Source organism: Variovorax sp. GW821-FHT09D07, from assembly GCF_059416345.1.
Genome location: NZ_JBWKOY010000009.1, coordinates 163,736 through 187,936, shown reverse-complemented (window position 1 = coordinate 187,936; position 24,201 = coordinate 163,736). Strand labels below are relative to the sequence as shown.

Annotated in this window: 29 protein-coding genes; 11 read left to right on the top strand and 18 right to left on the bottom strand. The window is 69.3% G+C overall.

The features are described from left to right. Positions 1-32: 32 nt before the first annotated feature. From AC07OX_RS26545 to AC07OX_RS26510, 8 genes are read right to left on the bottom strand one after another with little or no spacing between them, the layout of a single operon-like run. Positions 33-1,079 carry an ABC transporter permease gene (locus AC07OX_RS26545; protein WP_139705676.1) on the bottom strand — a complete coding sequence of 349 codons (1,047 nt, stop codon included), beginning with the start codon at positions 1,077-1,079 and terminating at the stop codon, positions 33-35. After that, on the bottom strand, positions 1,076-2,584 hold the full coding sequence (locus AC07OX_RS26540) for a sugar ABC transporter ATP-binding protein (RefSeq protein ID WP_495260360.1): 1,509 nt from the start codon (positions 2,582-2,584) through the stop codon (positions 1,076-1,078). The genes AC07OX_RS26545 and AC07OX_RS26540 overlap by 4 nt, the downstream gene beginning before the upstream one ends. Positions 2,585-2,591: 7 nt before the next feature. Further along, on the bottom strand, positions 2,592-3,674 hold the full coding sequence (torT, locus tag AC07OX_RS26535; protein WP_495260359.1) for a TMAO reductase system periplasmic protein TorT: 1,083 nt from the start codon (positions 3,672-3,674) through the stop codon (positions 2,592-2,594). 49 nt (positions 3,675-3,723) lie between these two features. Beyond that, a complete protein-coding gene (locus AC07OX_RS26530) occupies positions 3,724-4,701 on the bottom strand; it encodes a 5-oxoprolinase subunit C family protein (protein ID WP_495260358.1) in 978 nt (325 codons plus the stop codon). Next, complete coding sequence (locus tag AC07OX_RS26525; protein WP_495260357.1) at positions 4,691-5,590, bottom strand: 5-oxoprolinase subunit B family protein; 900 nt, start codon at positions 5,588-5,590, stop codon at positions 4,691-4,693. Before AC07OX_RS26525 ends, AC07OX_RS26530 begins: the two co-directional genes overlap by 11 nt. Further along, positions 5,587-6,981, bottom strand: coding sequence for an acetyl-CoA carboxylase biotin carboxylase subunit (locus AC07OX_RS26520; protein ID WP_495260356.1), 1,395 nt, complete (start codon positions 6,979-6,981; stop codon positions 5,587-5,589). The genes AC07OX_RS26525 and AC07OX_RS26520 overlap by 4 nt, the downstream gene beginning before the upstream one ends. A gap of 11 nt (positions 6,982-6,992) precedes the next feature. After that, the gene (locus AC07OX_RS26515) at positions 6,993-7,241 is read right to left on the bottom strand and encodes an acetyl-CoA carboxylase (protein WP_495260355.1); all 249 of its coding nucleotides are present in this window, start codon (positions 7,239-7,241) and stop codon (positions 6,993-6,995) included. 41 nt (positions 7,242-7,282) lie between these two features. Next, a complete protein-coding gene (locus AC07OX_RS26510) occupies positions 7,283-8,059 on the bottom strand; it encodes a 5-oxoprolinase subunit PxpA (protein WP_495260354.1) in 777 nt (258 codons plus the stop codon). Between the two features lie 234 nt (positions 8,060-8,293). On the opposite strand from AC07OX_RS26510, the gene AC07OX_RS26505 reads away from it, so the two are divergent. The 4 genes from AC07OX_RS26505 (at position 8,294) to AC07OX_RS26490 (ending at position 10,961) form a co-directional block, all read left to right on the top strand. Continuing rightward, positions 8,294-9,220 (top strand): LysR family transcriptional regulator, encoded by a 927-nt coding sequence (locus AC07OX_RS26505; RefSeq protein ID WP_070062541.1) that lies wholly within the window; start codon positions 8,294-8,296, stop codon positions 9,218-9,220. A 139-nt stretch (positions 9,221-9,359) separates the two neighbouring features. Further along, positions 9,360-9,644, top strand: a complete 285-nt coding sequence (locus AC07OX_RS26500) for a DUF427 domain-containing protein (RefSeq protein WP_056579293.1) — start codon at positions 9,360-9,362, stop codon at positions 9,642-9,644. Beyond that, positions 9,641-10,390 (top strand): 2OG-Fe dioxygenase family protein, encoded by a 750-nt coding sequence (locus AC07OX_RS26495; protein ID WP_495260353.1) that lies wholly within the window; start codon positions 9,641-9,643, stop codon positions 10,388-10,390. Before AC07OX_RS26500 ends, AC07OX_RS26495 begins: the two co-directional genes overlap by 4 nt. Positions 10,391-10,520: 130 nt before the next feature. Next, a complete protein-coding gene (locus AC07OX_RS26490) occupies positions 10,521-10,961 on the top strand; it encodes a universal stress protein (protein ID WP_056579296.1) in 441 nt (146 codons plus the stop codon). On the opposite strand, the gene AC07OX_RS26485 is transcribed toward AC07OX_RS26490, so the two are convergent. Next, positions 10,948-11,619 (bottom strand): RluA family pseudouridine synthase, encoded by a 672-nt coding sequence (locus tag AC07OX_RS26485; RefSeq protein ID WP_070062543.1) that lies wholly within the window; start codon positions 11,617-11,619, stop codon positions 10,948-10,950. The genes AC07OX_RS26490 and AC07OX_RS26485 overlap by 14 nt on opposite strands. 125 nt (positions 11,620-11,744) lie before the next feature. Here AC07OX_RS26485 and AC07OX_RS26480 point away from each other — a divergent pair, with 125 nt between their 5' ends. Next, positions 11,745-12,941, top strand: a complete 1,197-nt coding sequence (locus AC07OX_RS26480; RefSeq protein ID WP_070062544.1) for an MFS transporter — start codon at positions 11,745-11,747, stop codon at positions 12,939-12,941. 3 nt (positions 12,942-12,944) lie between these two features. On the opposite strand, the gene AC07OX_RS26475 is transcribed toward AC07OX_RS26480, so the two are convergent. From AC07OX_RS26475 to AC07OX_RS26465, 3 genes are read right to left on the bottom strand one after another with little or no spacing between them, the layout of a single operon-like run. Next, positions 12,945-13,229, bottom strand: coding sequence for a 2Fe-2S iron-sulfur cluster-binding protein (locus AC07OX_RS26475; RefSeq protein ID WP_070062545.1), 285 nt, complete (start codon positions 13,227-13,229; stop codon positions 12,945-12,947). Then, complete coding sequence (locus AC07OX_RS26470; RefSeq protein WP_070062546.1) at positions 13,226-13,513, bottom strand: VF530 family protein; 288 nt, start codon at positions 13,511-13,513, stop codon at positions 13,226-13,228. The genes AC07OX_RS26475 and AC07OX_RS26470 overlap by 4 nt, the downstream gene beginning before the upstream one ends. Positions 13,514-13,517: 4 nt before the next feature. Continuing rightward, the gene (locus AC07OX_RS26465; RefSeq protein WP_167395057.1) at positions 13,518-13,664 is read right to left on the bottom strand and encodes a hypothetical protein; all 147 of its coding nucleotides are present in this window, start codon (positions 13,662-13,664) and stop codon (positions 13,518-13,520) included. An 86-nt stretch (positions 13,665-13,750) separates the two neighbouring features. Between AC07OX_RS26465 and AC07OX_RS26460 the strand changes: the two genes are divergently transcribed. Both AC07OX_RS26460 and AC07OX_RS26455 read left to right on the top strand, forming a co-directional pair. Then, complete coding sequence (locus tag AC07OX_RS26460; protein ID WP_062477596.1) at positions 13,751-14,269, top strand: GNAT family N-acetyltransferase; 519 nt, start codon at positions 13,751-13,753, stop codon at positions 14,267-14,269. Between the two features lie 90 nt (positions 14,270-14,359). After that, on the top strand, positions 14,360-15,277 hold the full coding sequence (locus AC07OX_RS26455) for a DUF808 domain-containing protein (protein WP_495260352.1): 918 nt from the start codon (positions 14,360-14,362) through the stop codon (positions 15,275-15,277). 26 nt (positions 15,278-15,303) lie between these two features. On the opposite strand, the gene AC07OX_RS26450 is transcribed toward AC07OX_RS26455, so the two are convergent. Beyond that, on the bottom strand, positions 15,304-15,519 hold the full coding sequence (locus AC07OX_RS26450; RefSeq protein WP_062477590.1) for a hypothetical protein: 216 nt from the start codon (positions 15,517-15,519) through the stop codon (positions 15,304-15,306). A gap of 136 nt (positions 15,520-15,655) precedes the next feature. On the opposite strand from AC07OX_RS26450, the gene AC07OX_RS26445 reads away from it, so the two are divergent. Continuing rightward, positions 15,656-16,090, top strand: a complete 435-nt coding sequence (locus AC07OX_RS26445) for a hypothetical protein (RefSeq protein WP_495260351.1) — start codon at positions 15,656-15,658, stop codon at positions 16,088-16,090. A 79-nt stretch (positions 16,091-16,169) separates the two neighbouring features. Beyond that, the gene (locus tag AC07OX_RS26440) at positions 16,170-16,967 is read left to right on the top strand and encodes an enoyl-CoA hydratase/isomerase family protein (protein ID WP_307696132.1); all 798 of its coding nucleotides are present in this window, start codon (positions 16,170-16,172) and stop codon (positions 16,965-16,967) included. A 16-nt stretch (positions 16,968-16,983) separates the two neighbouring features. Here AC07OX_RS26440 and AC07OX_RS26435 read toward each other — a convergent pair whose 3' ends face one another. Together AC07OX_RS26435 and AC07OX_RS26430 are read right to left on the bottom strand one after the other, a co-directional pair. After that, complete coding sequence (locus AC07OX_RS26435; RefSeq protein ID WP_495260350.1) at positions 16,984-18,087, bottom strand: M14 family metallopeptidase; 1,104 nt, start codon at positions 18,085-18,087, stop codon at positions 16,984-16,986. Between the two features lie 46 nt (positions 18,088-18,133). Then, positions 18,134-19,456, bottom strand: a complete 1,323-nt coding sequence (locus AC07OX_RS26430) for an MFS transporter (protein WP_495260349.1) — start codon at positions 19,454-19,456, stop codon at positions 18,134-18,136. Positions 19,457-19,584: 128 nt separating this feature from the next. Between AC07OX_RS26430 and AC07OX_RS26425 the strand changes: the two genes are divergently transcribed. Continuing rightward, complete coding sequence (locus tag AC07OX_RS26425) at positions 19,585-20,487, top strand: LysR substrate-binding domain-containing protein (protein WP_495260348.1); 903 nt, start codon at positions 19,585-19,587, stop codon at positions 20,485-20,487. Between the two features lie 15 nt (positions 20,488-20,502). Here AC07OX_RS26425 and AC07OX_RS26420 read toward each other — a convergent pair whose 3' ends face one another. From AC07OX_RS26420 to AC07OX_RS26410, 3 genes are all read right to left on the bottom strand, one after another. Continuing rightward, the gene (locus AC07OX_RS26420; RefSeq protein WP_495260347.1) at positions 20,503-20,814 is read right to left on the bottom strand and encodes a hypothetical protein; all 312 of its coding nucleotides are present in this window, start codon (positions 20,812-20,814) and stop codon (positions 20,503-20,505) included. After that, positions 20,811-21,356 carry a hypothetical protein gene (locus AC07OX_RS26415; RefSeq protein WP_354343669.1) on the bottom strand — a complete coding sequence of 182 codons (546 nt, stop codon included), beginning with the start codon at positions 21,354-21,356 and terminating at the stop codon, positions 20,811-20,813. The genes AC07OX_RS26420 and AC07OX_RS26415 overlap by 4 nt, the downstream gene beginning before the upstream one ends. Before the next feature lie 163 nt (positions 21,357-21,519). After that, on the bottom strand, positions 21,520-21,837 hold the full coding sequence (locus AC07OX_RS26410) for a hypothetical protein (protein WP_495260346.1): 318 nt from the start codon (positions 21,835-21,837) through the stop codon (positions 21,520-21,522). A 218-nt stretch (positions 21,838-22,055) separates the two neighbouring features. Between AC07OX_RS26410 and AC07OX_RS26405 the strand changes: the two genes are divergently transcribed. Beyond that, positions 22,056-24,176 (top strand): TonB-dependent siderophore receptor, encoded by a 2,121-nt coding sequence (locus tag AC07OX_RS26405; RefSeq protein WP_495260345.1) that lies wholly within the window; start codon positions 22,056-22,058, stop codon positions 24,174-24,176. Positions 24,177-24,201: the final 25 nt, after the last annotated feature.

The window sequence follows — 24,201 nt, the reverse complement described above, 5'->3', positions numbered from 1 at the left end:
GAGATTCCTTTGTTGCTTGTATTGGGGGGCGCTCAATGGCTGCCCGGTGCCACCATGCGATGGCGGATCTGGTCGGCGACCACGGCCACGATCAGCAGCGCGCCCAGCACCACCATCTGCAGGTACGAGCCCACGCTGGCCAGGTTCATGCCGTTCTGCACCAGGCCGATGAAGATCGCGCCCATCACCACGTTGGGCACGCGGCCGATGCCGCCGCGCAGGCTCACGCCGGCGATCACGCAGGCGGCAATCGATTCGAGCGCTACGGTGCCGCCGAGGTTGGCCTCGCCGGTTTCCACGCGCGCCGTGAGCAGCAGGCCGCTCACCGCCGCCAGGCCCGCGCACAGCAGGTAGGCCATGAGCAGCACGCGACGCGTGTCGATGCCCGACAGCGCCGCAGCCTTGGCGTTGCCGCCCACCGCGAGCAGGTGCGTGCCGGTCGGCAGGCGGCCCATGAGCAGGCCCATGCCGGCCACGCACACGGCCGTCACCAGGATCGGCACCGGCACGCCGAGCACGGTGCCGAAACCGAACAGCTCGCTGAACTGCGCCGGCATGCCCGACACCGGCACGCCGCCCGTGAGGAACAGCGCGAAGCCGAAGCCGATCGACTGCACGCCCAGCGTCACGATGAAGGGCGACACGCCGATCACCGCTACGCCGAAGCCGTTGACCAGGCCCACCACCAGCCCGGCGAGCATCCCGCAGGCGCAGCCCACGAGCACCACCATCCAGGCCGCGTCGGGAAAGGCCGCACCCAGCGCCTGCATGGCGAGTGCGGAGACCACCGAGGTGATCGCCATCACCGTGCCCACCGACAGGTCGAAGCCGCCGGTGACCAGCGCCAGCATCTGGCCCAGCGACACGAGGATCAGGTAGACCGACTGGCGCAGCAGGTTCACCAGGTTCTGCACCGTGAGGAACTGGTCGGACAGCGTGGCGAACACCACGCAGGCGATCACCAGCATGAAGGGCAGCACGCCCAGGCGCAAAAAGAGGCTGCGCAGCAGGCCGAGGGCGCGACCGGCCAGGCCGGGCGTGGGGGCCGCCGGGGCGGCGGTGAGGGAAGGCGAAGTCATGAGGAGGGGTTCTCGCTGGGGCCGAAAAACAGGTTGAGCACGGCGGTTTCCTGGATGGCGTCACCGTGCAGCTCGCCGGCGATCTCGCCGCGGCACATCACGTACACGCGGTGGCTCAGGTGCAGCACCTCGGGCAGGTCGGACGAGATCACGACCACCGCCGCGCCGCCTTCGCAGAGCTTGCGGATCACCTCGTACAGCGCGCTGCGGGTGCCGACGTCGACGCCGACCGTGGGCTCGTCGAACACGTAGAGCGCGGCGTCGCGCGTCATGCCCTTGCCGAACAGCACCTTCTGCTGGTTGCCGCCCGAGAGCAGGCCCACGGGCCGTTCGAGGTTGCGCGGCGCGAGCTCGACGCGCTCGGCGGCCGTCGTCGAAAGCCGGCGCCCGAGGCGCTTGCGCAGCCAGCCGCCGCGCCCGCGCAGCGGCCCGTGCACGAGGGGCAGGGTGATGTTGGCGCGCGAGGTGAAGCCGAGCACCAGCCCTTCGCCCTTGCGGTCGGGCGGCAGGTAGAACAGGCCCTCATCGAGCAGCTGGCGCACCGTCGCGCCGGTGCGCGGGCGGCCCTTGAACAGCACGCGGCCTTCGCTCACGGGGTCGAGCCCGTAGATCGCGCGGAACAGCTCCGACTTGCCGCAGCCCACGAGGCCCGCGAGCCCGACCACTTCGCCGCGCCGCACCGTGAGGCTGGCGTGGCGCACGCCGTTGGGCGAGGCCAGCCCCTCGACCTGCAGCACCACCTCGCCGGGACTGGCCGTGATGCGCGGGTAGATGTTGTCGATGGCGCGCCCGCTCATCAGCTCGATGAGCCGGTCGGCGCTGGTCGCATGCGCGTCCACCGTCGTGACCTTGCGGCCGTCGCGCAGCACCGTGATGCGGTCGGCGATCTGCGCGATCTCCTGCATGCGGTGCGAGATGTAGACGATGCCCACGCCGCGCGCCTTCAGCCGCGCCACCAGTTCGAACAGGCGCTGCGTCTCGGTGTCGGTGAGCGAGGCGGTGGGCTCGTCGAGGATCAGCACCGACACCTCGCCGCGCAGGCCCTTGGCGATTTCCACCATCTGCTGCTGCGCGCGCGTGAGACCCGCCACGGGCGCGTCGACGTCGATCTCGAAGCCCAGGTCGGCCAGCATCGTGCGGGCGCGTTCGCGCACCGCCGCGCGGTCGAGCAGGCCGCGCTGGCACGGCTCTTCGCCCAGGCTCAGGTTCTGCGCCACCGACAGCGTGGGGATCAGCGAGAACTCCTGGAACACCGCGCTGATGCCGTGGTGCCGCGCGTCGTGCACGTTGGCGAACTTCACCGGCGCGCCGTGCATGCGGATCTCGCCCGCCGTCGGCACGTTGGCGCCGGCCAGCAGCGAGATCAGCGTCGACTTGCCGGCGCCGTTCTCGCCGAACAGCACGTGCACCTCGCCGGCGCGCAGCTCGAAGTCCATTGCATCGAGCGCGAGCACGCCAGGGTAGCGTTTGCCCAGGCCGAGGGTCTGCAGCAGCACGGAAGCCATGGCCGGCTTACTTGACCTCGAACACCGGCTTGAAGCCGGTCGGCGGCAGGATGTCGGCCTGCTTCACGGTCTTGATGTTGCCGCTGTCGACCACGAAGATCTTCGGGCCGACGTGCTTCACCACGTCCTTGTTCTCGAGCAGGCGCACGGCCTGGTCGACCGCGATGCGGCCCTGGATCACCATCGAGTCGGCGGGTGCGGCCACGATGCGGCCCTTCTGGATGCCTTCGTACACGCCCGGCGTCATGTAGAACGAGAGCACCTGCACCTTCTTGTCGAGGTTGCGCGCGCGCAGGATGCCGGTGGCGGCCTCGGCGGTCACTGCCGTGCCGGCCACGTAGGCGAGGTCGGGGTTGCCCTGCAGCACGTCCTCGACCAGCTTGGCCTGCGCCTCCTTGCCGGTGTCGCCGTACTTGGGGTCGAGCACCGTCACGGCGCTGCTCTTGATCGCCTCCATGAAGCCCTTGTGCGCGGCCTCGACCCAGCCCGCGCCGGCCGGGCCCGGGAACCAGCCGACCTTCACCGGCGGCGAACCGGCCGGATGCTTCTTGGCGAGGTACTCGCCGGTCGACTGGCCCATCGTGTAGAACGACACCAGCGACTTGGCCGACAGGTCGGGCGAGCTGATGCCGTTCACGAGGTCGATCACCGGCACCTTCTTGGCGGCCGTGGCCTTGATGACGTTGTTGAGGCCGTCGCCCGAGATCGCGCCGATGACCACGGCGTTGGCGCCGCGCGCCACGCAGTCCTCGATCTGCGAGACCTGCTTGCTCAGGTTGGTGTAGCCGCCCGCGTCGACCACCTGCAGCTTCACGCCCAGGCGGCGGGCCTCTTCGATCACGCCGTAGTCCACGCCAAGCCAGTAGGCGTCCTTCATGTGCGGGAACGACACGCAGATGTCCCACTTCTTCGATGCCTTGGCCAGCGGCGTGTAGTCGATGGATTTCTTCGTGCCCTCGGCCGAGAAGGCGGGTTCGGTGGCCTCGGCCTTGTAGGGAAACCAGTCGGCGGCCGAGGCCGGGGCGTGCCACGCCAGGGCGGTGGCGAGCGAAGCGGCGATCAATGAAACGCGCAGGGGCGAGCTGTTCATGAAGAACTCCTTGGGTGACAGCGGTGAAGAAAAAGGGAGAGGGCGCGCGTCAGGCCGCGAGCGCGGCCCGCAGGCGGTCGAGCCGTCGTCGGCGTTCGGCGCGGGCTTCGAGCGCCTGCGCCATGTCGACCTCGACGAAGCGCGCCTTGTGGTTGGGCTGCATCTGGGCGATGAGGTCCATGTCGGCGCTGATGACGGTGCCGACCATGGCGTAGCCGCCGCCCGACACCGCATCGCGGTGCAGGATGATCGGCTCGCGTCCGCCCGGCACCTGGATGGAGCCGTAGGGGTAGCCCGCATCGACGATGTTCGACGGGTCGTCGCCCGCGCCGAAGGGCGGCGTGCGGTCCTGGAACTTCAGCGGCGTGCCGTGCTTGTAGCGGTAGCCGATGCGGTCGGCCTCGGAGCCGACGGTCCAGGTGTCGGCGAAGAAGCTTTGCACCGACACCTCCTGCAGGCGGTGGAAGTAGATGCCCGGCAGCACGCGCAGGGCCACTTCCTTCTCGAGCACCGGCAGCAGCGCCGCATCGACCGTGCGGCCCGCGCGGGCGCTGGCCGAAGGCGTGCCCACGGGGAGCTTGTCGCCGGCCAGCAGCTTGCGGCCGTTGAAGCCGCCGAACGCGCCCAGGCCGTAGGTCGAGCGGCTGCCCAGCACCACCGGCACGTCGATGCCGCCGGCCACGGCGATGCACATGCGCGCGCCGAGTTTCATGAAATCGAAGCTCAGCTTGTCGCCGGCCTGCACCGTGAAGGATTCATTGCGCGGCGCTTCGTTGCCGTTGAGCTTGACCTTCGCGTCGGCGCCGGTCACGGCCACCAGCGCGGGCGCGTCGAACTGCAGCTCGGGCCCGAGCAGCGTGCTTTCGATGACGGCCGCGCCTTCGTCGTTGCCCACCAGCAGGTTCGCGAGCACCAGGCTTTGCTGGTCGAGCGCGCCCGACAGCGGAATGCCCAGGTGGTAGTAGCCGGGGCGGCCGGCGTCCTGCACGCTGGTCGCGAGGCCGGGCTTGAGCACGTCAATCGCCATGGAGCACCTTCAGCAGTTGTTGGTTGTAGCCGTCGGGGTCGGCCAGGAAATCGTTGAGCGAGAACGACACGGGCGCGATGCGCAGCGCGTAGGTGCCGGCCTCGACCTGCGCGACCTGGCGGTCGTACTCGGCGCGGTCGATGGGTTTCCACTTGACGATGTCGCCGGGCTGGAAGAACACCATCAGGTCCTTGAGGTACGACAGCCGCTGGGCGGGGTCGAAGATCGGCGCGGGCGTGACGCCGAACATCTGGTAGCCGCCGGCGCCGCGCACCGAGTAGATGCAGCTGAAGCAGCCGCCGTGGCCCAGCGTGAGCTTGGGCGTGTCGGTGCGCGGGCTCAGGTACTTGGGCACCTGGATCTGGCGCTGGCGCTCGACCATCTGGAACAGGAAGGGCAGGCCGGCCACGAAGCCGACCATCGACACGAACCACGGCGCCGACGAGTGCGCCTCGATGAAGGCCTCGACCGAGGCGTGGCCGTTGATGCGCGCCGCGTACTCGATGTCGGTGCTCGACGGGTCCTGGTGGCGCTCGCGAAAACGCATCAGCGTCTCGTGCGTCCACGGGTCGTTGTAGAGCACCGGAATCTCGACGATGCGTGTCTGCATCTGCAGGTCGGCATCGCCCAGGCCCGCCTCGATCTCCTTCAGCGTGGCGAGCAGTGCGTCGGGTGCGATCGTGTCGGGGTCGAAGCGCACGAGGTAGGCGGCGTTGGCCGGGCAGATCTCGGTCACGCCGGGCAGCGCGCGACGGCGCAGCTCGTTGCAGATCGCCATGCCCTTGAAGAAGGCGGGCAGCGACATCTCTTCGCTGATCTCGACGAACAGGTGCTCGTCGCCGCCGAAGCTGTAGCGGGCTTGCGGGGGGAGGGTGCTTGCAGCGGTCATGCGGCCACCTTCAACAAGGGAGGCGCATCGGCGAGTGGATTCGCCGCGAGCCAGGTTTCGAGAAAGCCGGTATGGAACTCGGCCTTGGCGACATCCGCGTCCTCGCACAGCGCGCGGTGCAGTGGGATCGTCGTATGGATGCCGTCCACCTGCAACTCGTCGAGCGCACGGCGCATGCGGGCCAGCGCACTGGCGCGGTCGGTGTCGTGCACGATGAGCTTGCCGAGCAGCGAGTCGTAGTAGGCCGGCACGGTGTAGCCAGGGAACAGGAAGGTGTCGAAGCGCACGCCGGGGCCGCCGGGCACCACGAGCTGCGACACGAGGCCGGGGCTCGGCATGAAGTTCTTCGCCGCGTTCTCGGCGTTGATGCGCACCTCGATGGCCGCGCCGTTCAGGCGGATGTCGTCCTGCTGCAGGCGCAGCGGCTGGCCGAGCGCGATGCGCAGCATTTCCTTCACGAGGTCGACGCCGGTGACCATCTCGGTGATCGGGTGCTCGACCTGGATGCGCGTGTTCATCTCGATGAAGAAGAACTCGCGCGTGTCGTCGTCGTACAGGTATTCGAGCGTGCCCGCGCCGCGGTAGGCCACGGCGCTTGCGAGCCGCAGTGCCGATTCGCACAGCGCGGCGCGCGTGGCCTCGCTGATGGCGGCCGAGGGCGCTTCTTCCCAGACCTTCTGGCGGCGCCGCTGCAGCGAGCATTCGCGCTCGAAGCAGTGCACCACGCGCTGGCCGTCGCCCAGGATCTGCACTTCGATGTGGCGCGCCTGGCGGATGAAGCGTTCGAGGTACACCTCGCCGTTGCCGAAGGCGGCCTGCGCTTCGGCGGTGGCGGTGGCGAACTGCTGGCGCAGCTCGGCTTCGTCGTGCGCTACGCGGATGCCGCGCCCGCCGCCGCCGGCCGAGGCCTTGATCATGATCGGGTAGCCGATGTCTTTCGCCACTTCGACGGCGGTGTCGGGGTCGGTCACCACGCCCGCGCTGCCGGGCACGGTGGGCACGCCGGCGCGCAGGGCGGCGGCACGTGCCGCGGCCTTGTCGCCCATGGTGCGGATCGCGTGCGGCGTCGGGCCCACGAACACCAGGCCCGCGGCCTCGACGCGCTCGGCGAAGGCCGCGTTCTCCGAAAGAAAACCGTAGCCCGGATGCACCGCGCCGGCACCACTGTCGGCGGCGGCCTGCAGGATCGCGTCGATGCTCAGGTAGCTCTTGGTGGCGTGCGCCGGGCCGATGCGCACGGCCTGGTCAGCCATGCGCACGGCCAGGCTCTGCGCGTCGGCGTCGCTGTAGACGGCGACGGTCTTGAGCCCCAGCTCCTTGGCGGCGCGGATGATGCGCACCGCGATCTCGCCCCGGTTGGCGACCAGCAGTGTGTCGAATGCGGCGGTCATGGGCAGCTGCCTCAGTCCGTTTCGATGACGGCCAGCAGCTGGCCCGGATCGACCGGCTCGCCGTTCTCGACGGCGAAGCGCGCCAGGCGCCCGGCCGCGTCGGCCGTGACTTCGCTGAACTGCTTCATCACCTCGACGAGGCCGAGCACGTCGCCCACGGCCACGGTGTCGCCTTCGGCCTTGAACGGCGGCGCGTCGGGCGCCGAGCGGCGGTAGAAGGTGCCCGGCAGCGGGCTCAGGACTTCATGGGTAGCGGGCATCGATGCACTCCTGGAACAAGATCGAGAAAACGAGAAAAAACTCAGACGGGCTTGGCAAGGCCTGCAACTTCGATGCCGTTGTCGGCAAGGGCGCGGCGCGTGGCCTGCACCAGCGCGAGCGCGCCGGGCGTGTCGCTGTGGATGCAGACCGAGTCGAAGCCGATCGCAATGTCTTCTCCTTCGACCGTGCGCACCACGCCCTCGGTGCAGGCGCGCAGCACCTTGGCGGCCACGGCCTCGGGGTCGAGCGCGCCGACGCGGCGCGTGAAGACGATGGAGCCGCTCAGGTCGTAGTCGCGGTCGGCATAGAACTCGCGCACCACCGGCTGGCCCAGCTCGCGCGCCACCTGGAAGGTGACGGACGATTCCATGCAGAACAGGCGCAGCGTGGGTTCGATCTGCTGCAGCGCGGTGACGAGGGCGCGCGACAGCGCCTCGTCGCGCGCCGCATGCATGTAGAGCGCGCCGTGCGGCTTGATGTGCTGCAGCGTCATGCCGGCCAGGCGCGCGAACTCGCGCAGCGCGCCGAGCTGGTAGACCATGTCGTTCACCAGCTCGTCGGCCGGCGCCGTGATGTGGCGGCGCCCGAAGCCCACGAGGTCGCGAAAGCCCGGGTGCGCGCCGATGCCCACGCCGTGTTCGCGGGCCAGCAGCACCATCCTGCGCATGATGTTCGGGTCGCCGGCATGAAAGCCGGTCGCGATGTTGGCCGAGCTGATCAGCGGCATGAGCTGCTCGTCCACGCCGTCGCCGATGGTCCAGGGGCCGAAGCCTTCGCCCATGTCGGAATTCAGATCGATCCGCGTTGTCTTCGTCACGTCGTCCCGCCTTTGTGTGGTGCGCATCGCCAAGGGGGCGGTGCAGGTTGGCGCGAAGGTTAGCCAGCAGTCGAAAGGCCGAAAAGCATTGTTTTCAGGCGGCCCGATATCTGAAAAACAGATGCTGCAAGCCGCCGGATTGGGCGCTACGCTGGAGGGAAGCGATCGCGCGGTATCGGGTTTTCGCCCGAGGCGGGCAGCGCGTATCCGTAAATACCCTAGGAAGACGGCGCCATGTCCCTGACCCTTCGCCAGCTCAAGTACTTCTCTGCGGTGGCCGAGGTGGGGCGCATCTCGCACGCGGCTCTGCAGCTGAACATCTCGCAGTCGGCCGTCACCACCGCCATCCGCGAGCTCGAGGAGCTGATGGGGCAGCAGCTCTTCGAGCGGCACCCGCATGGCGTGGAACTCACCAAGGCCGGGCGCCGCTTTCTCAGCCACGCCTACGCGGTGCTGTCGGCGGCCGACGAGGCGGTGCGCATGCCGCACGAGGGCGAGAACGTCGAGGGCTCGCTCACCATCGCGGCCAGCTACACGGTGCTGGGCTACTTCCTGCCGCACCACCTGCAGCGCTTCGAGCAGCTGCACCCGCAGGTGACGGTGAAGGTGCACGAGGTGGCGCGCGAGGCCATCGAAGAAGGCCTGATCACGCAGCGCTACGACATCGGCGTGGTGCTCACCTCGAACGTGGTGCTGCGCGAGCTGTCGCTCGAAACCTTCTTCGGCTCGCAGCGCCGGCTGTGGGTGCCGGCCAAGCACCCGTTGCTGGACAAGGCCGAGGTGACGCTGGCCGACGTGGCGGCCGAGCCCTACATCATGCTCACGGTGGACGAGGCCGCGGCCACCGCGCTCAAGTACTGGAGCAAGACGCCGCACCAGCCGCAGATCCGGCTGCGCACGAGTTCGGTGGAGGCGGTGCGCAGCACGGTGGCCAACGGGCTGGGCGTGACGGTGCTGTCGGACATGGTCTACCGCCCGTGGTCGCTGGAGGGCAAGCGCATCGAGACCATCAACCTGCGCGACGCGGTGCCGACCATGAACATCGGGCTGGGGTGGAAACAGGGCGTCGAGTTTTCGCCGGCGATGACCGCGTTCCGCAACTATTTCCGGCAGCTGTTTCTCGAGCCGGCATCGGGGCGCACGGGGCGCGGCCGCGGCTGACGCTGCAGGGGAAACCCTGCCGGCATCGGGCCGGGATGACCCGGCGCAAGGAAAGCACGTCGCGCCAGCGTCACAATAGCCGCTGTCCCGAGCGCGCAATGCGGCATCGGCACCTTGCACCTCCCCGGAGATCGATCCCATGAAAGCAACCTGGAACGGCGTCACCATCGCCGAAAGCGACGACACCGTGCTCGTCGAAGGCAACCACTACTTCCCGATGAGTTCGCTCAACCGCGACGTGGTCACCTTCAGCAACCACAAGACCACCTGCCCGTGGAAGGGCTCGGCGAACTACTACTCGCTGCTGGTCAACGGCGAGCTGCATGCCGACGCCGCCTGGTACTACCCCGACCCGAAGCCCGAAGCCGAGGAAATCCGTGACCGCGTCGCGTTCTGGAAGGACGTGAAGGTCAGCGCCCAGTGAGCACCGCCGCCTTCGCTCCCCCGTTCACGCCGCCGGCCGAACTGGCCGGGGCACTGCGCGAACACGGCTACGCGGTGCTCAGCCCGCAGGGTGTGTGCGACTGGCTCGGCGTGCCGCTGGCGCAGCTCGAGGCGCTGCACGCCGACTGGAACGACCTGCCGCCCGACGAGTACCTGAAGGACGGCGGGCGCTACCGCACGCGCCGCCACGCCTGCTTCACGGTCGAGGCCGACGCCACGCTGGCGCCGGTGCCGCACCGCGCGCACTGGCAGCCGGTTGAATACAACGCGCTGCACGGCGGCATGCAGCGCTGGTTCGCGCCGATGCTCGAGGCCACGGTGGCGCAGCCCGTGTGGCAGCGGCTGATGCAGCAGCTGGGCCAGGTGAGTAGCGACATGCGCGGCGCACCGCAGCGCTGGTTCGTGGAAGCGCACCAGTTCCGCATCGACACCGCCGGCGGCATCGGCCGCCCGACGCCCGAAGGCGCGCACCGCGACGGTGTCGACCTGGTGGCGGTGGTGCTGATCGGGCGCCAGGGCATCAAGGGCGGCGAGACGCGCGTGTTCGAGGCCAACGGCCGGCGCGGCGAGCGCTTCACCATGACCGAACCGTGGACGCTGCTGCTGCTGGACGACGCGCGCGTGATCCACGAATCGACGCCGATCCAGCCGCTGGAAGAGGGCGGCGATGGCTGGCGCGACACGCTCGTCGTCACCTGCCGGTCCGAGGGTTTCCAGGGGGATTGAGACGCCTGCGGGCTTCGCTGGTCGGAGTCCTACAGGGCGGGTTCTGCATAGCGGTTAAATTCGGGGCCCGACCCGGTGCGAACCGGGTCCGTCAGTCTGTCTGTCTGCGAACGCTAAGCGAGGTCCCGCCATGTTCAATCACATCCTGGTCCCCATCGACGGCTCCGAAACTTCCATGCTCGCGGTCAGCAAGGCCAGCGGTCTCGCCCTGGCCTTCGGCAGCCGCATCACGCTGATCCACGTGATCGACAACTACCCCTTCATCGGCGTGGGCGCGGACTATGCGCTCGGCCAGAACGAATACCTCGCGGCGGCCACCGCCAGCGCCAACGCGGCGCTCGCACGCGGCGTGGCCGCCCTGGCGGCCGAAGGCCTGCACAGCGACCAGCGCGTGATCGACGGCCACGTGGTGCACGAAGGCATCGTGGACACCGCCATCGCCATCGCGGCCGACCTGATCGTGATGGGCTCGCACGGGCGCAGCGGCATCGAGAAACTGCTGCTGGGCAGCGTGACGCAGCGCGTGCTGCAGGACGCCACCATGCCGGTGCTCGTCGTCAAGGGCCGCTGAGCACGAACCCCGCCGCACGTTCGAAGTGCAACGGCTCCCGCGTCGCGGGATGCACGAACCCCAACTCCCTGGCATGCAGCAGCAGGCGCGGCGCGCGTGCCTGCAGCGCGGCATCGCCGTACAGCGCATCGCCCAGGATCGGGTGCCCGATGGACAGCAGGTGAACGCGCAGCTGGTGTGAGCGGCCGGTGAGCGGCTCCAGCAGCACGTGCGTGGCCGCAGGGCCGCCGGGCGGCGACACGCTGCTCAGCGCGCGCCAGCGCGTGAGGCTGGGCTTGCCGGCTGGGTCGATCTTCTGCAGCGGCCGGCGCGGCCAGTCGGCCATCAGCGGCGCGTCGATGAGCGACCAGTCATCGCGCTGCGGCATCACGCCGTCGACCACGGCTTCGTAGCGCTTGTGCACCTCGCGGTCGGCGAAGGCCGCGCTCAGGGCGCGCTGCATCTCCAGGCCGCGCGCCATCACCACGAGGCCGCTGGTGCCCATGTCGAGCCGGTGCACGATGAGCGCGTCGGGCCACTGGCGCTGGGCGCGCGCGCTCAGGCAGTCCTGCTTGTCCTCGCCGCGCCCGGGCACGCACAGCAGGCCGGCAGGCTTGTCGAGCACCAGCAGGTGGGCGTCTTCGTGAACGGGGAGCAGGTCGGGCGGCGAAGCGGTCATGGGGACAGCGAGTGTAGAGAGGCTCAGAAAGCCGGAAGAAGGCTGGGCTATCCTCGACCGATATGCCCGGCGCTGCTCCTCCCTTGTCTCCCACGTTCACCGACCTGAGGCGCGAGCGCCCCTTCATGCAGCTGTGGGTGGCACGCCTGTTCGGCACTGCCGCCTCGCAGATGATGCTCGTGGCCATCGGCTGGCACATGTACGAGCTGACGGGCAGCGCGTGGGACCTGGGCTTGGTCGGGCTGTACCAGTTCGTGCCGGCGCTGCTGCTGGCGCTGCTGGCCGGCCATGTGGTGGACCGGCATCACCGCGCCCGCATCGTGGCGGTGTGCTTCGCGGTGCAGGGCACCGTGGCGCTGGCGCTGCTGTTCGCGGTGCTGCACAAGAACGACACGCGCGGGCTGCTGCTCGGGCTGTCGCTGGTGCTGGGTGCGGTGCGCGCCTTCCAGATGCCGGCGCAACAGGCGCTCACGCCGCTGCTGGTGCCGCCGCTGCTGCTGTCGCGCGCGATGGCGTTCAGCTCGGCCGGCATGCAGGGCGCGATCATCGGCGGCCCCGCGCTCGGCGGGCTGCTGTTCGTGGCGGGCATGGCGGTGGTGTACGGCGCGAGCGTGCTGTGCTTCGCGGTGGCCTGCGTGCTGGTGCTGCGGCTGCGCTACGACCACGCGCCTGCCGCGCGCGAGCCGGTCACCTTGGCCACGGTGTTCGCGGGCGTCAATTTCATCTGGCAGCGCAAGCCGGTGCTGGGCGCGGTGTCGCTCGACCTGTTCGCGGTGCTGCTGGGCGGCGCGGTGGCGCTGCTGCCGATCTATGCCAAGGACATCCTGCACACCGGCCCCTGGGGCCTGGGCCTGCTCCGCAGCGCACCGGCGGTGGGCGCGCTGGTGATGTCGATCGCGCTCACACGCCGGCCGGTCGAGCGCAACGTGGGACGCACGCTGCTGCTGGCCGTGGGGGCGTTCGGGCTGTGCATGGTGGTGTTCGGGCTGTCGAAGAGCTTTCTCGTCTCGCTCATCGCGCTCGCGGTGTCGGGCGGGGCCGACATGGTCAACGTCGTGATCCGACAGACGCTGGTGCAGCTGGAAACGCCCGACGCCATGCGCGGGCGGGTGAGCGCGGTCAACTCGATCTTCATCGGTGCGAGCAACCAGCTCGGCGAGTTCGAGTCGGGCGCCACGGCGGCGCTGCTGGGGCCGGTCGGCTCGGTGGTGCTCGGCGGCGTGGGGACGATGCTGGTGGCGCTGACGTGGTTCCGCCTGTTCCCGTCGCTGGCGCAGCGCGACCGGCTGGTGGTGGCTGCACCGGCGTCGGCGCGGTCCTGATCGTCAGTCGAAGAGGGCGCGCGCCTGCGGCACGTCGAGCGTGAGGTCGCTCAGCGCCACGGCCACGCAGGGAAGAATCCAGCCGTCGATCTTTTCGTCGAAGCTCAGGCCCGGCCATTCGATGAGGTGGCGGCTCTCGCCCGAGAGCCGCTGGCAGATGCAGGTGCGGCAGGTGCCGTTGCGGCACGAACTGGGCAGCTCGATGCCGGCCGCCTCCGCTGCGTGCAGCAGCGTGACGCCCGCCTCGGCCTCGAATTCGAGGCCCGACGGTTCGAGGCGGACCTTCATCGCGCGGGAGGTTCTTGCTGTTGCTGCTGTTCGCGGCGTTGCTCGCGCAGCATGAAGAGGTACAGGCTCTCGACCTTGTCGCGCGCCCAGGGCGTCTTGCGCAGGAACTTGAGGCTGGAACCCACGCTGGGCTCGCTGATGAAGCAGCGGATCGGCACCAGGTGCCCCAGCTGCTCCCAGCCGTAGTAATCGGCCAGCGCGGTCACGATGGCCTCCAGCGTGAGGCCGTGCAACGGGTTGCGCGGCTGCGCCGGCTTGGGGGCGGGCGCGGGGACGTCGGTCACTCGGTCACTTGTTCTTGAGCTTGCCGCGCGGAATCACCGCCGTGGTGACGGTGCGCACGGGCTCGATGCCGCCGGTGGGGGCCTTCGGCGGCGAGGTGTCCTTCTTCGGTTTCTTCGCTTCCTTGTTGGTGCGTTGCTGACCCTTGGCCATGTGCTTTCTCCAGTTGATACGTGCGGATGCCGGAGGAGTTTAGCGGTGCGGCGACAATAGCCGGTTCCACACGTTTTTCCGCTTTCATGTCCGATTACGAAGTTCGCCCCGCCACGATGCGCGACGCCAAGGCCGTCGCCGAAGTCCATGCCCTCTCTGCCAAGGCTGCCTACGAAGGCATCCTGTCCGAAGACGACCTGCGCGTGCTGGCCCCCGCCTCGCGCGAGGCCAAGTGGCGCGAGGCCATCGAATTCAGCGAACCCCAGGTCCATGTGGTGACGCACGGCAGCGAGATCGTCGGCTTCGTGGGCTTCGACCGCTCGCGCGACCCCAAGACGCCGCCCACCACGGGCGAGATCTGGGCCATCTACGTCAAGCCCGAGCACTGGGGCAAGGGCGCCGGCGTGGCCCTGTGGGACGCCGCCCGCGAAGGCCTGGCCGAAGAAGGCTGCACCACGGTCACCATCTGGGTGCCGCTGCGCAACGACCGCGCCATGCGCTTCCACGAACTCGCCGGCTTCAAGCGCGAGATGAAGACCGCCAAGACCACCGCCCTGGGCACGGTCCGCGTCGAAGAAATCCGCCTGAAGCGGGCGGTGGACTGATCCACCCCCGGATGCCGCGTACGGTCTTCACCGGCGCGGCCATCGGCTGCGGATAAGCTCGCCGCTTCTTCCACAGCCTGACTTTCGCCCATGGCCACCAGCCTGCTCCTGCTGCTCGACGACATCGCCACCGTGCTCGATGACGTCTCTGTCCTCACCAAAGTTGCTGCCAAGAAGACCGCCGGGGTGCTCGGCGACGACCTTGCGCTGAACGCGCAGCAGGTCACCGGCGTGCGCACCGAGCGCGAGCTGCCGGTGGTGTGGGCCGTGTGCAAGGGCTCCCTCGTCAACAAGGCCATCCTGGTGCCGGCCGCACTGGCCATCGGCACCTGGCTGCCCTGGCTGGTGACGCCGCTGCTCATGGTGGGCGGCGCGTTCCTGTGCTTCGAGGGCGCCGAGAAGCTGGTCCACAAGTTCCTGCACAAAAAGGAGCACGAGGCCGACACCGCGCGCCACCAGAAGGCCGTGGCCGACACCACGGTCGACGTGGTCGCGGTCGAGAAGGACAAGATCAAGGGCGCGGTGCGCACCGACTTCATCCTCTCGGCCGAAATCATCGCCATCACGCTGGGCACCGTGCAGGGCCAGCCGTTCACGACGCAGCTCAGCGTGCTGGTCGGCATCGCGCTGATCATGACGGTGGGCGTCTACGGCCTCGTGGCCGGCATCGTGAAGCTGGACGACGCGGGCCTGTACCTGAGCCAGCGCAGCAGCGCGGCGGCGCGCGCCCTGGGCCGCGGCATCCTGGCGGCGGCGCCCTGGCTCATGAAAGGCCTGTCGGTGGCCGGCACGGCCGCCATGTTCCTCGTGGGCGGCGGCATCCTGGTGCACGGCGTGCCGGCGTTCGGCCATGCGGTCGAAGACTGGGCCAAGGCCACGGGTGGCGTGTTCGGCACGCTGGGCTCGATGGGCGTCAACGCCGTCGTCGGCATCGTGGCCGGCGCCATCGTGCTGGCCGTGGTGGAACTCGTCGGCAAGCTGCGCGGCAAGAAGGCGGCGGCGCACTGAGCGCCTGTTGACCTTGCGGCCGGGCCTCAGCGGTCCGGCTTGCCGCGCTGGAACAGGCCGACGCCGACCAGCGCCACCCCCAGCGCGAGCGCGAACCAGCCGACGAGGTACGCGCCGGCCACCATCTCGAACCAGCGCGTGCCCTGCAGGAAGCGCGGCCCCAGCAGCACGGCGACGCCGATCAGGAGGCAGAGGATGCCGCGCTCGATGGTGCGCAGCTGTCGTTGGGGGCGTCGGGCCATGGGGGTCTTTGCAAGGGAAAACGGAAGCGGCCATTGTCCCGCGCCGCGCGGGCGGGCCGGTGGCCACCGCAAAACGTCGCGTGCGCGCATCGCTCGGTGCGCAAAAATGCTTCCAAACGTTGCAGAATCGCAGGCCATGCCATACCGCCACCTGCCCACCGGTTCCGCCTTCTTCCTTCCCTTGCGACGCGCCTGCGTGGGCGCCTCGCTGGCCCTGGTGGCCGCCACGGCCTTCGCGCAGCCGCAGCCCGACCCCGCCGGTTTTCCGATGGACTCGGTCGGCTACCTCAACGAGGAGCTGCCGCGCATGGAAGCGGCCATTGCCGCGAAGGACCGCAGCTTCTTCCTCGGCGCGATGACGCGCATGGTGCAGTTCTCCGAGCGCTGGGGCTTCAAGGCCAAGGCCAACCCCGAGCTGGCCGCCTACCCGATGTGCACGGCGGCCGTCATGGACTATGCGGTGGTCGGCATGTGCAGGCTGAACCCCGCCGACGACGCCTGCGAGCCGGGCCTGGCGCCGCGTTTCGATGCGAACGTGAAGCGCTGCCGCGAGCTGGCCGCGCAAAAATAGGCCTCCGGCCTTTCGTCTTTTCCTCTCACCGAACGAAGTCCCCGCGCCATGGCCGTGCGTGCGGGGCGGAGACACACGCATGGACTACTCCCGCTACCAGACCCTCGCCCTCACGCGCCGCGGCGCGAACGGCGCGGTGCTCGACATCCAGATGCGCGCCACCAACGGCAAGCTGCCCACGGCCGGCCATGACGGCCACCGCGAGCTGGCCGAGATCTGGCGCGACGTGGCGGCCGACGACACGGTGCGCTGCGCCGTGCTGCGCGGCGAGGGCATGGGCTTCTCGGGCGGCGGCGACCTGGGCATGGTGCAGGACATGACCACCGACGACACCGTGCGCCAGCGCGTGTGGAAGGAAGCGCGCGACCTGGTCTACAACCTTATCAATTGCGACAAGCCCATCGTGAGCGCCATGCACGGCCCGGCCGTGGGCGCGGGGCTGGTGGCGGGGCTGCTGGCCGACATTTCCATTGCGAGCAAGAACGCGAAGATCGTCGATGGTCACACCCGCCTGGGCGTGGCGGCGGGCGACCATGCGGCCATCGTGTGGCCGCTGTTGTGCGGCATGGCCAAGGCCAAGTACCACCTGCTGCTGTGCGAGCCGGTGAGCGGCGAGGAGGCCGAGCGCATCGGCCTGGTATCGCTGGCGGTGGACGAGGCCGACCTGCTGCCGCGCGCCTACGAGATCGCCGACCGCCTCGCGGCCGGCAGCCAGAGCGCGATCCGCTTCACCAAGTACGCGCTGAACAACTGGCTGCGCCAGGCGGGGCCGACCTTCGACGCCTCGTTGGCACTCGAGTTCATGGGCTTCGCGGGCGCCGACGTGCGCGAGGGCGTGGCCTCGCTGCGCGAGAAGCGCGCGCCGAACTTCGGCTGAGCTGACCTCTGCCGGATCAGGCCTTGCTCAGCCCTTGCAAGGTTTGCAGGAGCACGACGCGGGTCTGCCCCAGCACCATGCCCTTCCACTCGTCGTTGTCGCAGTAGAACGCGTCGCGCAGGCGGCGGCGGATCTCGCGCTTCTGCGATTCGGGCGCCTCGGGATGGCGGCGCAGCCAGGTGTCGGCGCGCAGGCGGTCGAGCACTTCCAGGTCGGGCAGCGTGCCGAACTCCAGGCCCATGGGCGCGACGCGCGCATTCGGGCATTCGTCGTAGGCCGTCGAGATCACCGGGCCCGACACGTCGGCCGAGGCCGAGTCGCCCGCGAAGGGCGCGAACACGTCGGCGCCCCACCAGGCATGGGCCAGCGCGAGGTCTTCGGGCGTGTTGCGGCCCGGGTAGATCTTTTCGCCGTGGCCGTAGGGGCCCAGGCCCGTGTGCACGTCGATCCAGCCCAGGTGCGTGGCCGAGGCCGCATAGCCGCGCAGGATGGCGCGGATGGTGCGGTTGCTCCACGACGGCGCGGTGCCGCCGTAGAAGAGGCCGTCGGGCGAGGTGTATTGCCCGCGCGTGACGGCCGCGCGGAAGGCGGTCATGCCGTGCGTGGCGATGTAGGCGGCCACGGCCGCGTCGTCGGCCGGCGTCGGCGGCCAGCTGGCGGGCAGCACCAGCGGCTCCACGTCGGCGTACTCGGCGTTCACCGGCAGCGGCGCGCTGAAGTCGATGTGGTTGCGGTTCAGGTCGATGTTGTCTTCGTTGGTGCGGTGCAGGTGCGAGAAGCCGTGCGGGTTCACCGCATGCACCAGCAGCAGCGCGACGCCCGCGCGTTCGAGGCGCGCGAGCAGGTCGGCGTCGTTCAGCGTGGCCACCTGCGCGCCCGAGCCGCAGAAGCCCTCGGGGCCGTGCGTGCCCGAGGTGACGAGCAGCACCTTCTTGGCGTCAGCCGCGCCGAGCAGCGCGACGTCGGTGGCGAGTTCTTCGCCGAGCGCGCCGCGGTGCGTGGGGTGCACGAACGACTCGAGGGTGGCGCCGCGCGCCGCGGCGGCCTCGAGGAACTTGGCGCGGGCTTCGACGTACGTGCCCGAGAAATGGCGGGTGGCGGCGGTGGCAGGCTGGGACATGGCGGGAAGATTCCTGTGCATGAAGGCGGGAAGGAGGAAGACGGTATCAGGCCGGCGCGTGGGCGTGGGCCGCATCGATGTCGCGGCCCGTGTGGTCGCGCAGCCAGAGCAGGCCCAGCAGCGACACCAGCGTCATCGCCACGAGGTACCAGGCCGGCGCGAGCTTGCTGCCGGTGGTGTTCACCAGCCAGGTGCTGATGAAGGGCGCGAAGCCGCCGAACAGCGCCACGCCGACGCTGTAGACCAGCGACATGCCGCTGGCGCGCACGCGCTTGGGAAACATCTCCGGCAGCATCGTGATGCCCGGCACCGTCTGCACCACCAGGCCGATGCTCAGCACGCCGAGCACGGTGAACAGCACCACGGGCGTGGGCGAGGCGTTGAGCCAAAGAAAACCCGGGTAGATCAGGATCGCCATCACGATGCGGCTCCACAGGATGAGCGTCTTGCGGCCCACGATGTCCGACCACTTGCCCACGAAGGGCGCGAGCGCGAACGACAGCAGGCCCGTGAGCGCCGCGCCGAACAGCGCCACCGAGGGCGTGAGGCCGAGTTCGCGCACGGCGTAGGTCGGCATGTAGAAGGTGACCACGTAGGCCGCCGTGGTGCCGCCCACCAGCGCGAGGATGGCGGCCAGCACCGTCCTGCCGTGCTGCGTGCAGACGATCTTCAGGCTGCTCTCGCGCGGCGCCTTCGCGTCTTCGGGCGCGATGTGCAGCGATTCCTCGAGGTGGCGGCGGATGTACATGCCCACCGGCGCGATCAGCATGCCGAGCACGAAGGGCACGCGCCAGCCCCAGCTCTGCATCGCCTCGGGCGTGAGCGAGAAGGTGAGCGCGCCCACCACCACGGCGCCGAGCATCACGCCCAGGCCCTGGCTCGCGAACTGCCAGCTCGCCATGTAGCCGCGGTTGGCCGGCGTGGCGTGCTCCACCAGCAGCGTGGTGGATGCGCCCACCTCGCCGCCGGCCGAGAAGCCCTGGATCAGGCGCGCCAGCACGATCACGATCGGCGCCGCGACGCCGATGCTCGCGTAGGTCGGCGTGAAGGCGATCAGCGCGCAGCCCAGCGCCATCAAAAAGATCGTGAGCGTCATGGCCTTCTTGCGGCCCGCGCGGTCGGCGTACGCGCCGATCACGATGCCGCCCAGCGGCCGCATGATGAAACCGACGCCGAAGCTCGCCACCGTCAGCAGCAGCTGGCCGTAGGAGCTGAAGGTGGGGAAGAACAGCTTGCCGATCACCAGCGCGAGAAAGCCGTAGACCGTGAAGTCGAAGAATTCCAGTCCGTTGCCGATGGTGGTGGCCACGATGGTCTGGCGCCGGCGGGCCGGCGAGGAAGGCGAGGGCTGGGAAGCGGGGGTGTTCATGTGTCTCCTGTGTGTATCGGGGGCGCAGGCCGCGTGGGCCCGAACCGCGGCGGATGCTAGAGACTCGCCGCTGTCATGAAAAGACAATAATTGGGCGTCAACGATAACTTTTGGTTGTCACTCCAAAGATGAAACCCAATCAGTTGCATGCCTTCGTGGCCGTGGTCGAGCAGCTCAGCATCCGCGCTGCCGCGCGCGTGCTCGGCATTTCGCAGCCGGCCGTGACCAAGATCGTGCGCGAGCTGGAGCGCGAGGTCGGCGCGCCGCTGGTGGAGCGCAGTGTGAAAGGCGTGCGGCTCACGCAGTTCGGCCTGGCCTTCGCGCCGCGCGCGCGGCTGCTGCTGGCCGACATGGAACGCGCCCGCGACGAAATTGCGCAGATCCGCGACGGCGCCACCGGCTCCGTCTCGCTGGCCGTGAGCGCCTCGTTCGCGCTCACCGTGCTGCCTGCTGCCTTCAAGGACTTCCACACCCGCCTGCCGGCGGTCGACGTGCAGTTCAGCGAGGCCGTGCTGCCGTGGATGCTCGCGCGGCTGCGCGACGGGTATCTCGACTTCGCGGTGGCGCACATCGTGCCCGGCACGCTCGATCCGCAGTTCGAGGCGCTGGAGCTGTTCCCGGTGCAGCTGGTGGTCGGCCTGCGCGAGCGCCATCCGCTGCGCAATGCGCGCTCGCTGAACGACCTTCATGCCGCCGAATGGGTCCTGCCGGGCGACGACCACGGCGGAACCAACGCCGTGGCGCCGCTGTTCACCCCGCTCGGGCTGTCGCCGCCCACGCGCGTGCTGCAGGGCCACTCGGTCACCGTGGCGCTCGCGCTGGTGGGCCACATGGATTTGATCGGCCTCTTCGTCGAGCCGCTGGCCGGGCTCAGCTTCAAGCGCCACGGCATCCGCCGCGTCGACGTGCGCGAGACGCTGCCGATGCTGAACGTGTGCGTGGTGCGCCGGCGCGGGCAGCCGTCGACGCCGGCGGCGCAGCACTTCATCGAGTGCATTCAGCGGGCGTCGGCGGCGGCGATGAAGGGGTAGCGGAGACGGGGCGGCTCAAAGCCCGAACAGCAGTACCACAAGGGCAACGGTGGCGCCGAGGACCACGTAGCCGATGCCGGCCAGCAGCAGCGCGAAGCCGACGAGATAGATCACGCGCCGTCCCCAGTTCGGCGCGCTCGGTACGCAGCGCCAATAGACCAGCGCGGCCGCGAGGATCAGCATGCCCTCGATTGCATGGGCGATGATGCGCGTGGCCCCGGCAGAGTGAAAGACCGACCGGTCCAGCCACATGCCGATAACTCCCGCGAGCGGGATCAAGGCGGCCCAGGCGAGCACGCCGAACGCGAGCCGCCCCGCCGCCTTCATCGGATGGCCTCGCCCTTGAAGAAGTGAAGAGGCATCGGGCTTTCCCAGCCGGGCGCCTGATAACCGGACACCCCGAGATCGGGGACAGAGCCCATCACGCTGCGCAGCAGTGCGGCGAGGTACGAACTGCTGTTGTATTCGCCGGGGTTCATCCTGTCGCCTCGCAGGCGCGCGGGGAAGCTGTAGGGGGACACGTAGCTTGAAAAATCCGTGGCGCGCCTCATCAGCGTGCGCGCGAACGCCTCGGGGCTCATGCCACCGGGCGGCGCCAGCGGAATCTTGACGACGACTTCGGTGGGCAGCGTGTTGGCATAGATGTTGGTTCGGATCCGCAACACGTTGTGTAATCCCGCTTCGCCCATCGTCGGTTGACCATCGATCACCGTGAGGCCCGAATAGGCGTCATCGATGACCAGCGAGATGTGCAGGCTGGGATAAGGGGTCCCCACAAGCCCGGCAGGACCGGCCGCCACCCGGCCGTACAGCGTGAACGTCGGTGTCGAGTGCTGCGCACGCCCCACCGAGTTTTCATTGGTGTTCATGAATTTCCTCCCTGATTGGCGTTTCGAAATGGAACGCTCTGGAGGCGATGCTAGGGGCGCGAGCGCCAAAACACTGTTGTCAAATGAGGCTTCCGCTCATCCGGGATCCCTGCCGCTTCCGCGCACCGTAAGTGCCACCGGGCCAAGTCTCCATGGCCCCAGCTCAAGGCCAAAACAACACCAGCGCCACGAAAAGCAGTTTGACGCCGAAGGCCACGAGGGCGCTGGCGACCACCATCAGCACCACGAAGGCGACGAAGTAGGCCAGGCGTCGGCCCCAGTGCGGCGCGCTCGGCACGGCATACCAGTAGAGCAGCGCGGCCGCGCCGAGGTTGATGGCCTGGACCGCATACATGGTGACGCGCGAGGCTTCGGGCGAGTCAAGGATCGACGGGCCCAGCCACATGCACAGAAGTCCCAGCATCGGGACCACGGTGACCCAGGCGAGCACGCCGAGCGCCAGGCGTCCGGCCGTCTTCATCGCAGGGCGTCCCGTCTGGTCGATGTTTCACCGGCAGTCATGAATTCCTCCTTGATGGCGTTTCGACATGGAACGCTCTGGCGTCCGATCCTATCGGCAGGGTCCGGCAACTGTTGTCAAATGAGAACTCCTCTCATCCATAATCCCTCCCGCTTCCGACGCCGGAAGCGTCACCAGGCCGCCGGGAGGCGCGCCGCCAGAACATCCAAGGGATCTGAATGAAGAGAGTTTGTGTGGGCCTCGCGCTCGCCGCCGTACAGGCAGCGCTGGCGCAATCCGTGCCTGCGTCCGCTGCCCCCGAATCGCGGGCAAGCGAGCTGAGCACCGTCAACGTCGAGGCCTCGCGCGCCAACGGCTTCCTGGCCGAGACGGTCGAGGCGGGCACGTTCCGGGGCGCGTCCGTGATGGACGTGCCGGCCACGGTCAACACCGTGACGCGCGAGGTGATCGAGCTGCAGGGCGCCACGGGCGTGTACGACGTGCTGCGCAACACGGCCGGCGTGACGCGCCAGCAGAACGGCGGCGACACCTTCGACCAGCTCGTCATCCGCGGCATCGCCGTGGAGAACCGCACCAACTACCGCCTCAACGGCGCGCTCGCGATCCCCAACGTGTCGGAAATTCCGATGGAGAACAAGGAGCGCGTCGAGGTGCTCAAGGGCGCGTCGGCGCTGTACTACGGCTTCACCACGCCGGCCGGGGTGATCAACTTCGTCACCAAGCGCGCGGGGCGCACGCCCGTCACCTCGCTCGGGATGAGCGTCGACAACCAGGGCGGGCTGCAGGGGCAGGTCGACATCGGCCGCCAGTTCGGCGAGAGCGACCAGTTCGGGCTGCGGCTGAACGCGGCGGGCGGCCAGTTGGGCTCGACCATCGACGGCGTGGATGGTGACCGCAAGTTCATCTCGGCCGCGCTCGACTGGCGCGTGAACCGGCGGCTCACGCTGAAGGCCGACATCGAGCACTACCGCAAGCGCATCACCGAGCAGGCCGGCATCGCGCGGCTCGCGGCCGTCAACGGCGTCATCGCGCTGCCGGCGCTGCCCGATCCGCACAAGCTGATCGCGCCGCCCTGGGCCGTGTTCGAGGCCGAGGTCACCAACACGCAACTGCGCGCCGACTACGCCTTGAGCGACAACTGGGCGCTCAGCGTGGAAGCCGGCCATTCCGAGGCCGAGCGCGACCGGCGCCTGGCGCAGTTCGGCACCTACAACGTGCACACCGGCTTGGGCCGCCTCACGGGCAACGTGCAGCACCTCGAGCAACGCTCCGACCTGCTGCGCGCCGAGCTGTTCGGCGCCTTCGCCACCGGCGCGCTGCAGCACGAGCTGACGCTCGGCGCGGCGCGCAGCGACAAGACGCAGGCGCCCGTGTTCCAGCGCAACTACGGCGGTGCGACCACGCTGCAGAACCTCTACAACCCGGTGCCCATTGGCGCGCTGGCGCTGAGCGCGATGCCGTCGCGGCCCACCTCGGGCGCGCAGGACAGCGAGGAACTGGGGCTGTACGCGCTCGACCGCATCACCTTCTCGCCGCAGTGGCAGCTGGTGGCCGGCCTGCGCCACACGCGCTACCAGAGCTGGCAGGGCGCGAGCGCCACGCTGCCGGCCCTCGACTACAGCGTGCGCAAGACCACGCCGCTGGCGGCGCTGAGCTACAAGTTCACGCCCGAGCTCATGGGCTATGTGTCGTATTCGCAGGGCGTGGAAGAGGGCGAGGTCGCGCCGGCCGGCACCGCCAACCAGAACACGCGCATGCCGCCGGGCGTGAGCCGGCAGAAGGAAATCGGCCTGCGCTGGCTGACCGGCGGCGGCACGCTGCTGTCGGGCGCGCTGTTCGACATCGAACGGCCCGGCGCCTACACCGACAGCGCCAACACCTTCGTGGCCAGCGGGCGCCAGCGCTACCGCGGCCTCGAGGTGTCGGCGCAGGGGCGGCTCACGCCCGCGCTGGCGTGGCAGCTCTCGGGCCAATGGCTGGACGCCGAGTTCCGCCGCATCAACGCGCAGTACGACGGCAAGCGGCCCGAGAACACGGCGCGCACCACGGCGAGCGCCTTCCTCTCGTACGACATCGCGGCGGTGCCGGGGCTGTCGGTCAACGGTGGGGCGTACTTCACGGGGCGCCGTCCTGTCGACGACCTGAACCAGGGCTTCATCGGCGGCACCACCGTCTTCGGCCTGGGCGCGCGCTACGTGGCGCAGCTCATGGGCAGGCGCACCACCTTCCAGCTGAACGTCGACAACGTGGGCGACAAGCGCTACTGGTCGGCGGCCGGCACGCGGCTGGCGGTCGGCACGCCGCGTACGATCAAGGCCCTGGTCAAGATCGATCTTTGAACCCGCGCGCCCCGCCTTGGCGGGG

Bases quoted from the DNA above. Each gene is read 5' to 3' on its own strand.
- AC07OX_RS26540 (WP_495260360.1), bottom strand. From the start codon at position 2,584: ATGGCTTCCGTGCTGCTGCAGACCCTCGGCCTGGGCAAACGCTACCCT.
- AC07OX_RS26460 (WP_062477596.1), top strand. From the start codon at position 13,751: ATGTCCGATTACGAAGTTCGCCCCGCCACGATGCGCGACGCCAAGGCC.
- AC07OX_RS26465 (WP_167395057.1), bottom strand. From the start codon at position 13,664: ATGGCCAAGGGTCAGCAACGCACCAACAAGGAAGCGAAGAAACCGAAG.
- AC07OX_RS26485 (WP_070062543.1), bottom strand. From the start codon at position 11,619: ATGACCGCTTCGCCGCCCGACCTGCTCCCCGTTCACGAAGACGCCCAC.
- torT (WP_495260359.1), bottom strand. From the start codon at position 3,674: ATGAACAGCTCGCCCCTGCGCGTTTCATTGATCGCCGCTTCGCTCGCC.
- AC07OX_RS26500 (WP_056579293.1), top strand. From the start codon at position 9,360: ATGAAAGCAACCTGGAACGGCGTCACCATCGCCGAAAGCGACGACACC.
- AC07OX_RS26480 (WP_070062544.1), top strand. From the start codon at position 11,745: ATGCAGCTGTGGGTGGCACGCCTGTTCGGCACTGCCGCCTCGCAGATG.
- AC07OX_RS26430 (WP_495260349.1), bottom strand. From the start codon at position 19,456: ATGAACACCCCCGCTTCCCAGCCCTCGCCTTCCTCGCCGGCCCGCCGG.
- AC07OX_RS26415 (WP_354343669.1), bottom strand. From the start codon at position 21,356: ATGAACACCAATGAAAACTCGGTGGGGCGTGCGCAGCACTCGACACCG.
- AC07OX_RS26530 (WP_495260358.1), bottom strand. From the start codon at position 4,701: ATGGCGATTGACGTGCTCAAGCCCGGCCTCGCGACCAGCGTGCAGGAC.
- AC07OX_RS26490 (WP_056579296.1), top strand. From the start codon at position 10,521: ATGTTCAATCACATCCTGGTCCCCATCGACGGCTCCGAAACTTCCATG.
- AC07OX_RS26445 (WP_495260351.1), top strand. From the start codon at position 15,656: ATGCCATACCGCCACCTGCCCACCGGTTCCGCCTTCTTCCTTCCCTTG.
- AC07OX_RS26520 (WP_495260356.1), bottom strand. From the start codon at position 6,981: ATGACCGCCGCATTCGACACACTGCTGGTCGCCAACCGGGGCGAGATC.
- AC07OX_RS26425 (WP_495260348.1), top strand. From the start codon at position 19,585: ATGAAACCCAATCAGTTGCATGCCTTCGTGGCCGTGGTCGAGCAGCTC.
- AC07OX_RS26475 (WP_070062545.1), bottom strand. From the start codon at position 13,229: ATGAAGGTCCGCCTCGAACCGTCGGGCCTCGAATTCGAGGCCGAGGCG.
- AC07OX_RS26410 (WP_495260346.1), bottom strand. From the start codon at position 21,837: ATGAAGACGGCCGGACGCCTGGCGCTCGGCGTGCTCGCCTGGGTCACC.
- AC07OX_RS26435 (WP_495260350.1), bottom strand. From the start codon at position 18,087: ATGTCCCAGCCTGCCACCGCCGCCACCCGCCATTTCTCGGGCACGTAC.
- AC07OX_RS26525 (WP_495260357.1), bottom strand. From the start codon at position 5,590: ATGACCGCTGCAAGCACCCTCCCCCCGCAAGCCCGCTACAGCTTCGGC.
- AC07OX_RS26545 (WP_139705676.1), bottom strand. From the start codon at position 1,079: ATGACTTCGCCTTCCCTCACCGCCGCCCCGGCGGCCCCCACGCCCGGC.
- AC07OX_RS26405 (WP_495260345.1), top strand. From the start codon at position 22,056: ATGAAGAGAGTTTGTGTGGGCCTCGCGCTCGCCGCCGTACAGGCAGCG.
- AC07OX_RS26440 (WP_307696132.1), top strand. From the start codon at position 16,170: ATGGACTACTCCCGCTACCAGACCCTCGCCCTCACGCGCCGCGGCGCG.
- AC07OX_RS26420 (WP_495260347.1), bottom strand. From the start codon at position 20,814: ATGAAGGCGGCGGGGCGGCTCGCGTTCGGCGTGCTCGCCTGGGCCGCC.
- AC07OX_RS26515 (WP_495260355.1), bottom strand. From the start codon at position 7,241: ATGCCCGCTACCCATGAAGTCCTGAGCCCGCTGCCGGGCACCTTCTAC.
- AC07OX_RS26450 (WP_062477590.1), bottom strand. From the start codon at position 15,519: ATGGCCCGACGCCCCCAACGACAGCTGCGCACCATCGAGCGCGGCATC.
- AC07OX_RS26505 (WP_070062541.1), top strand. From the start codon at position 8,294: ATGTCCCTGACCCTTCGCCAGCTCAAGTACTTCTCTGCGGTGGCCGAG.
- AC07OX_RS26455 (WP_495260352.1), top strand. From the start codon at position 14,360: ATGGCCACCAGCCTGCTCCTGCTGCTCGACGACATCGCCACCGTGCTC.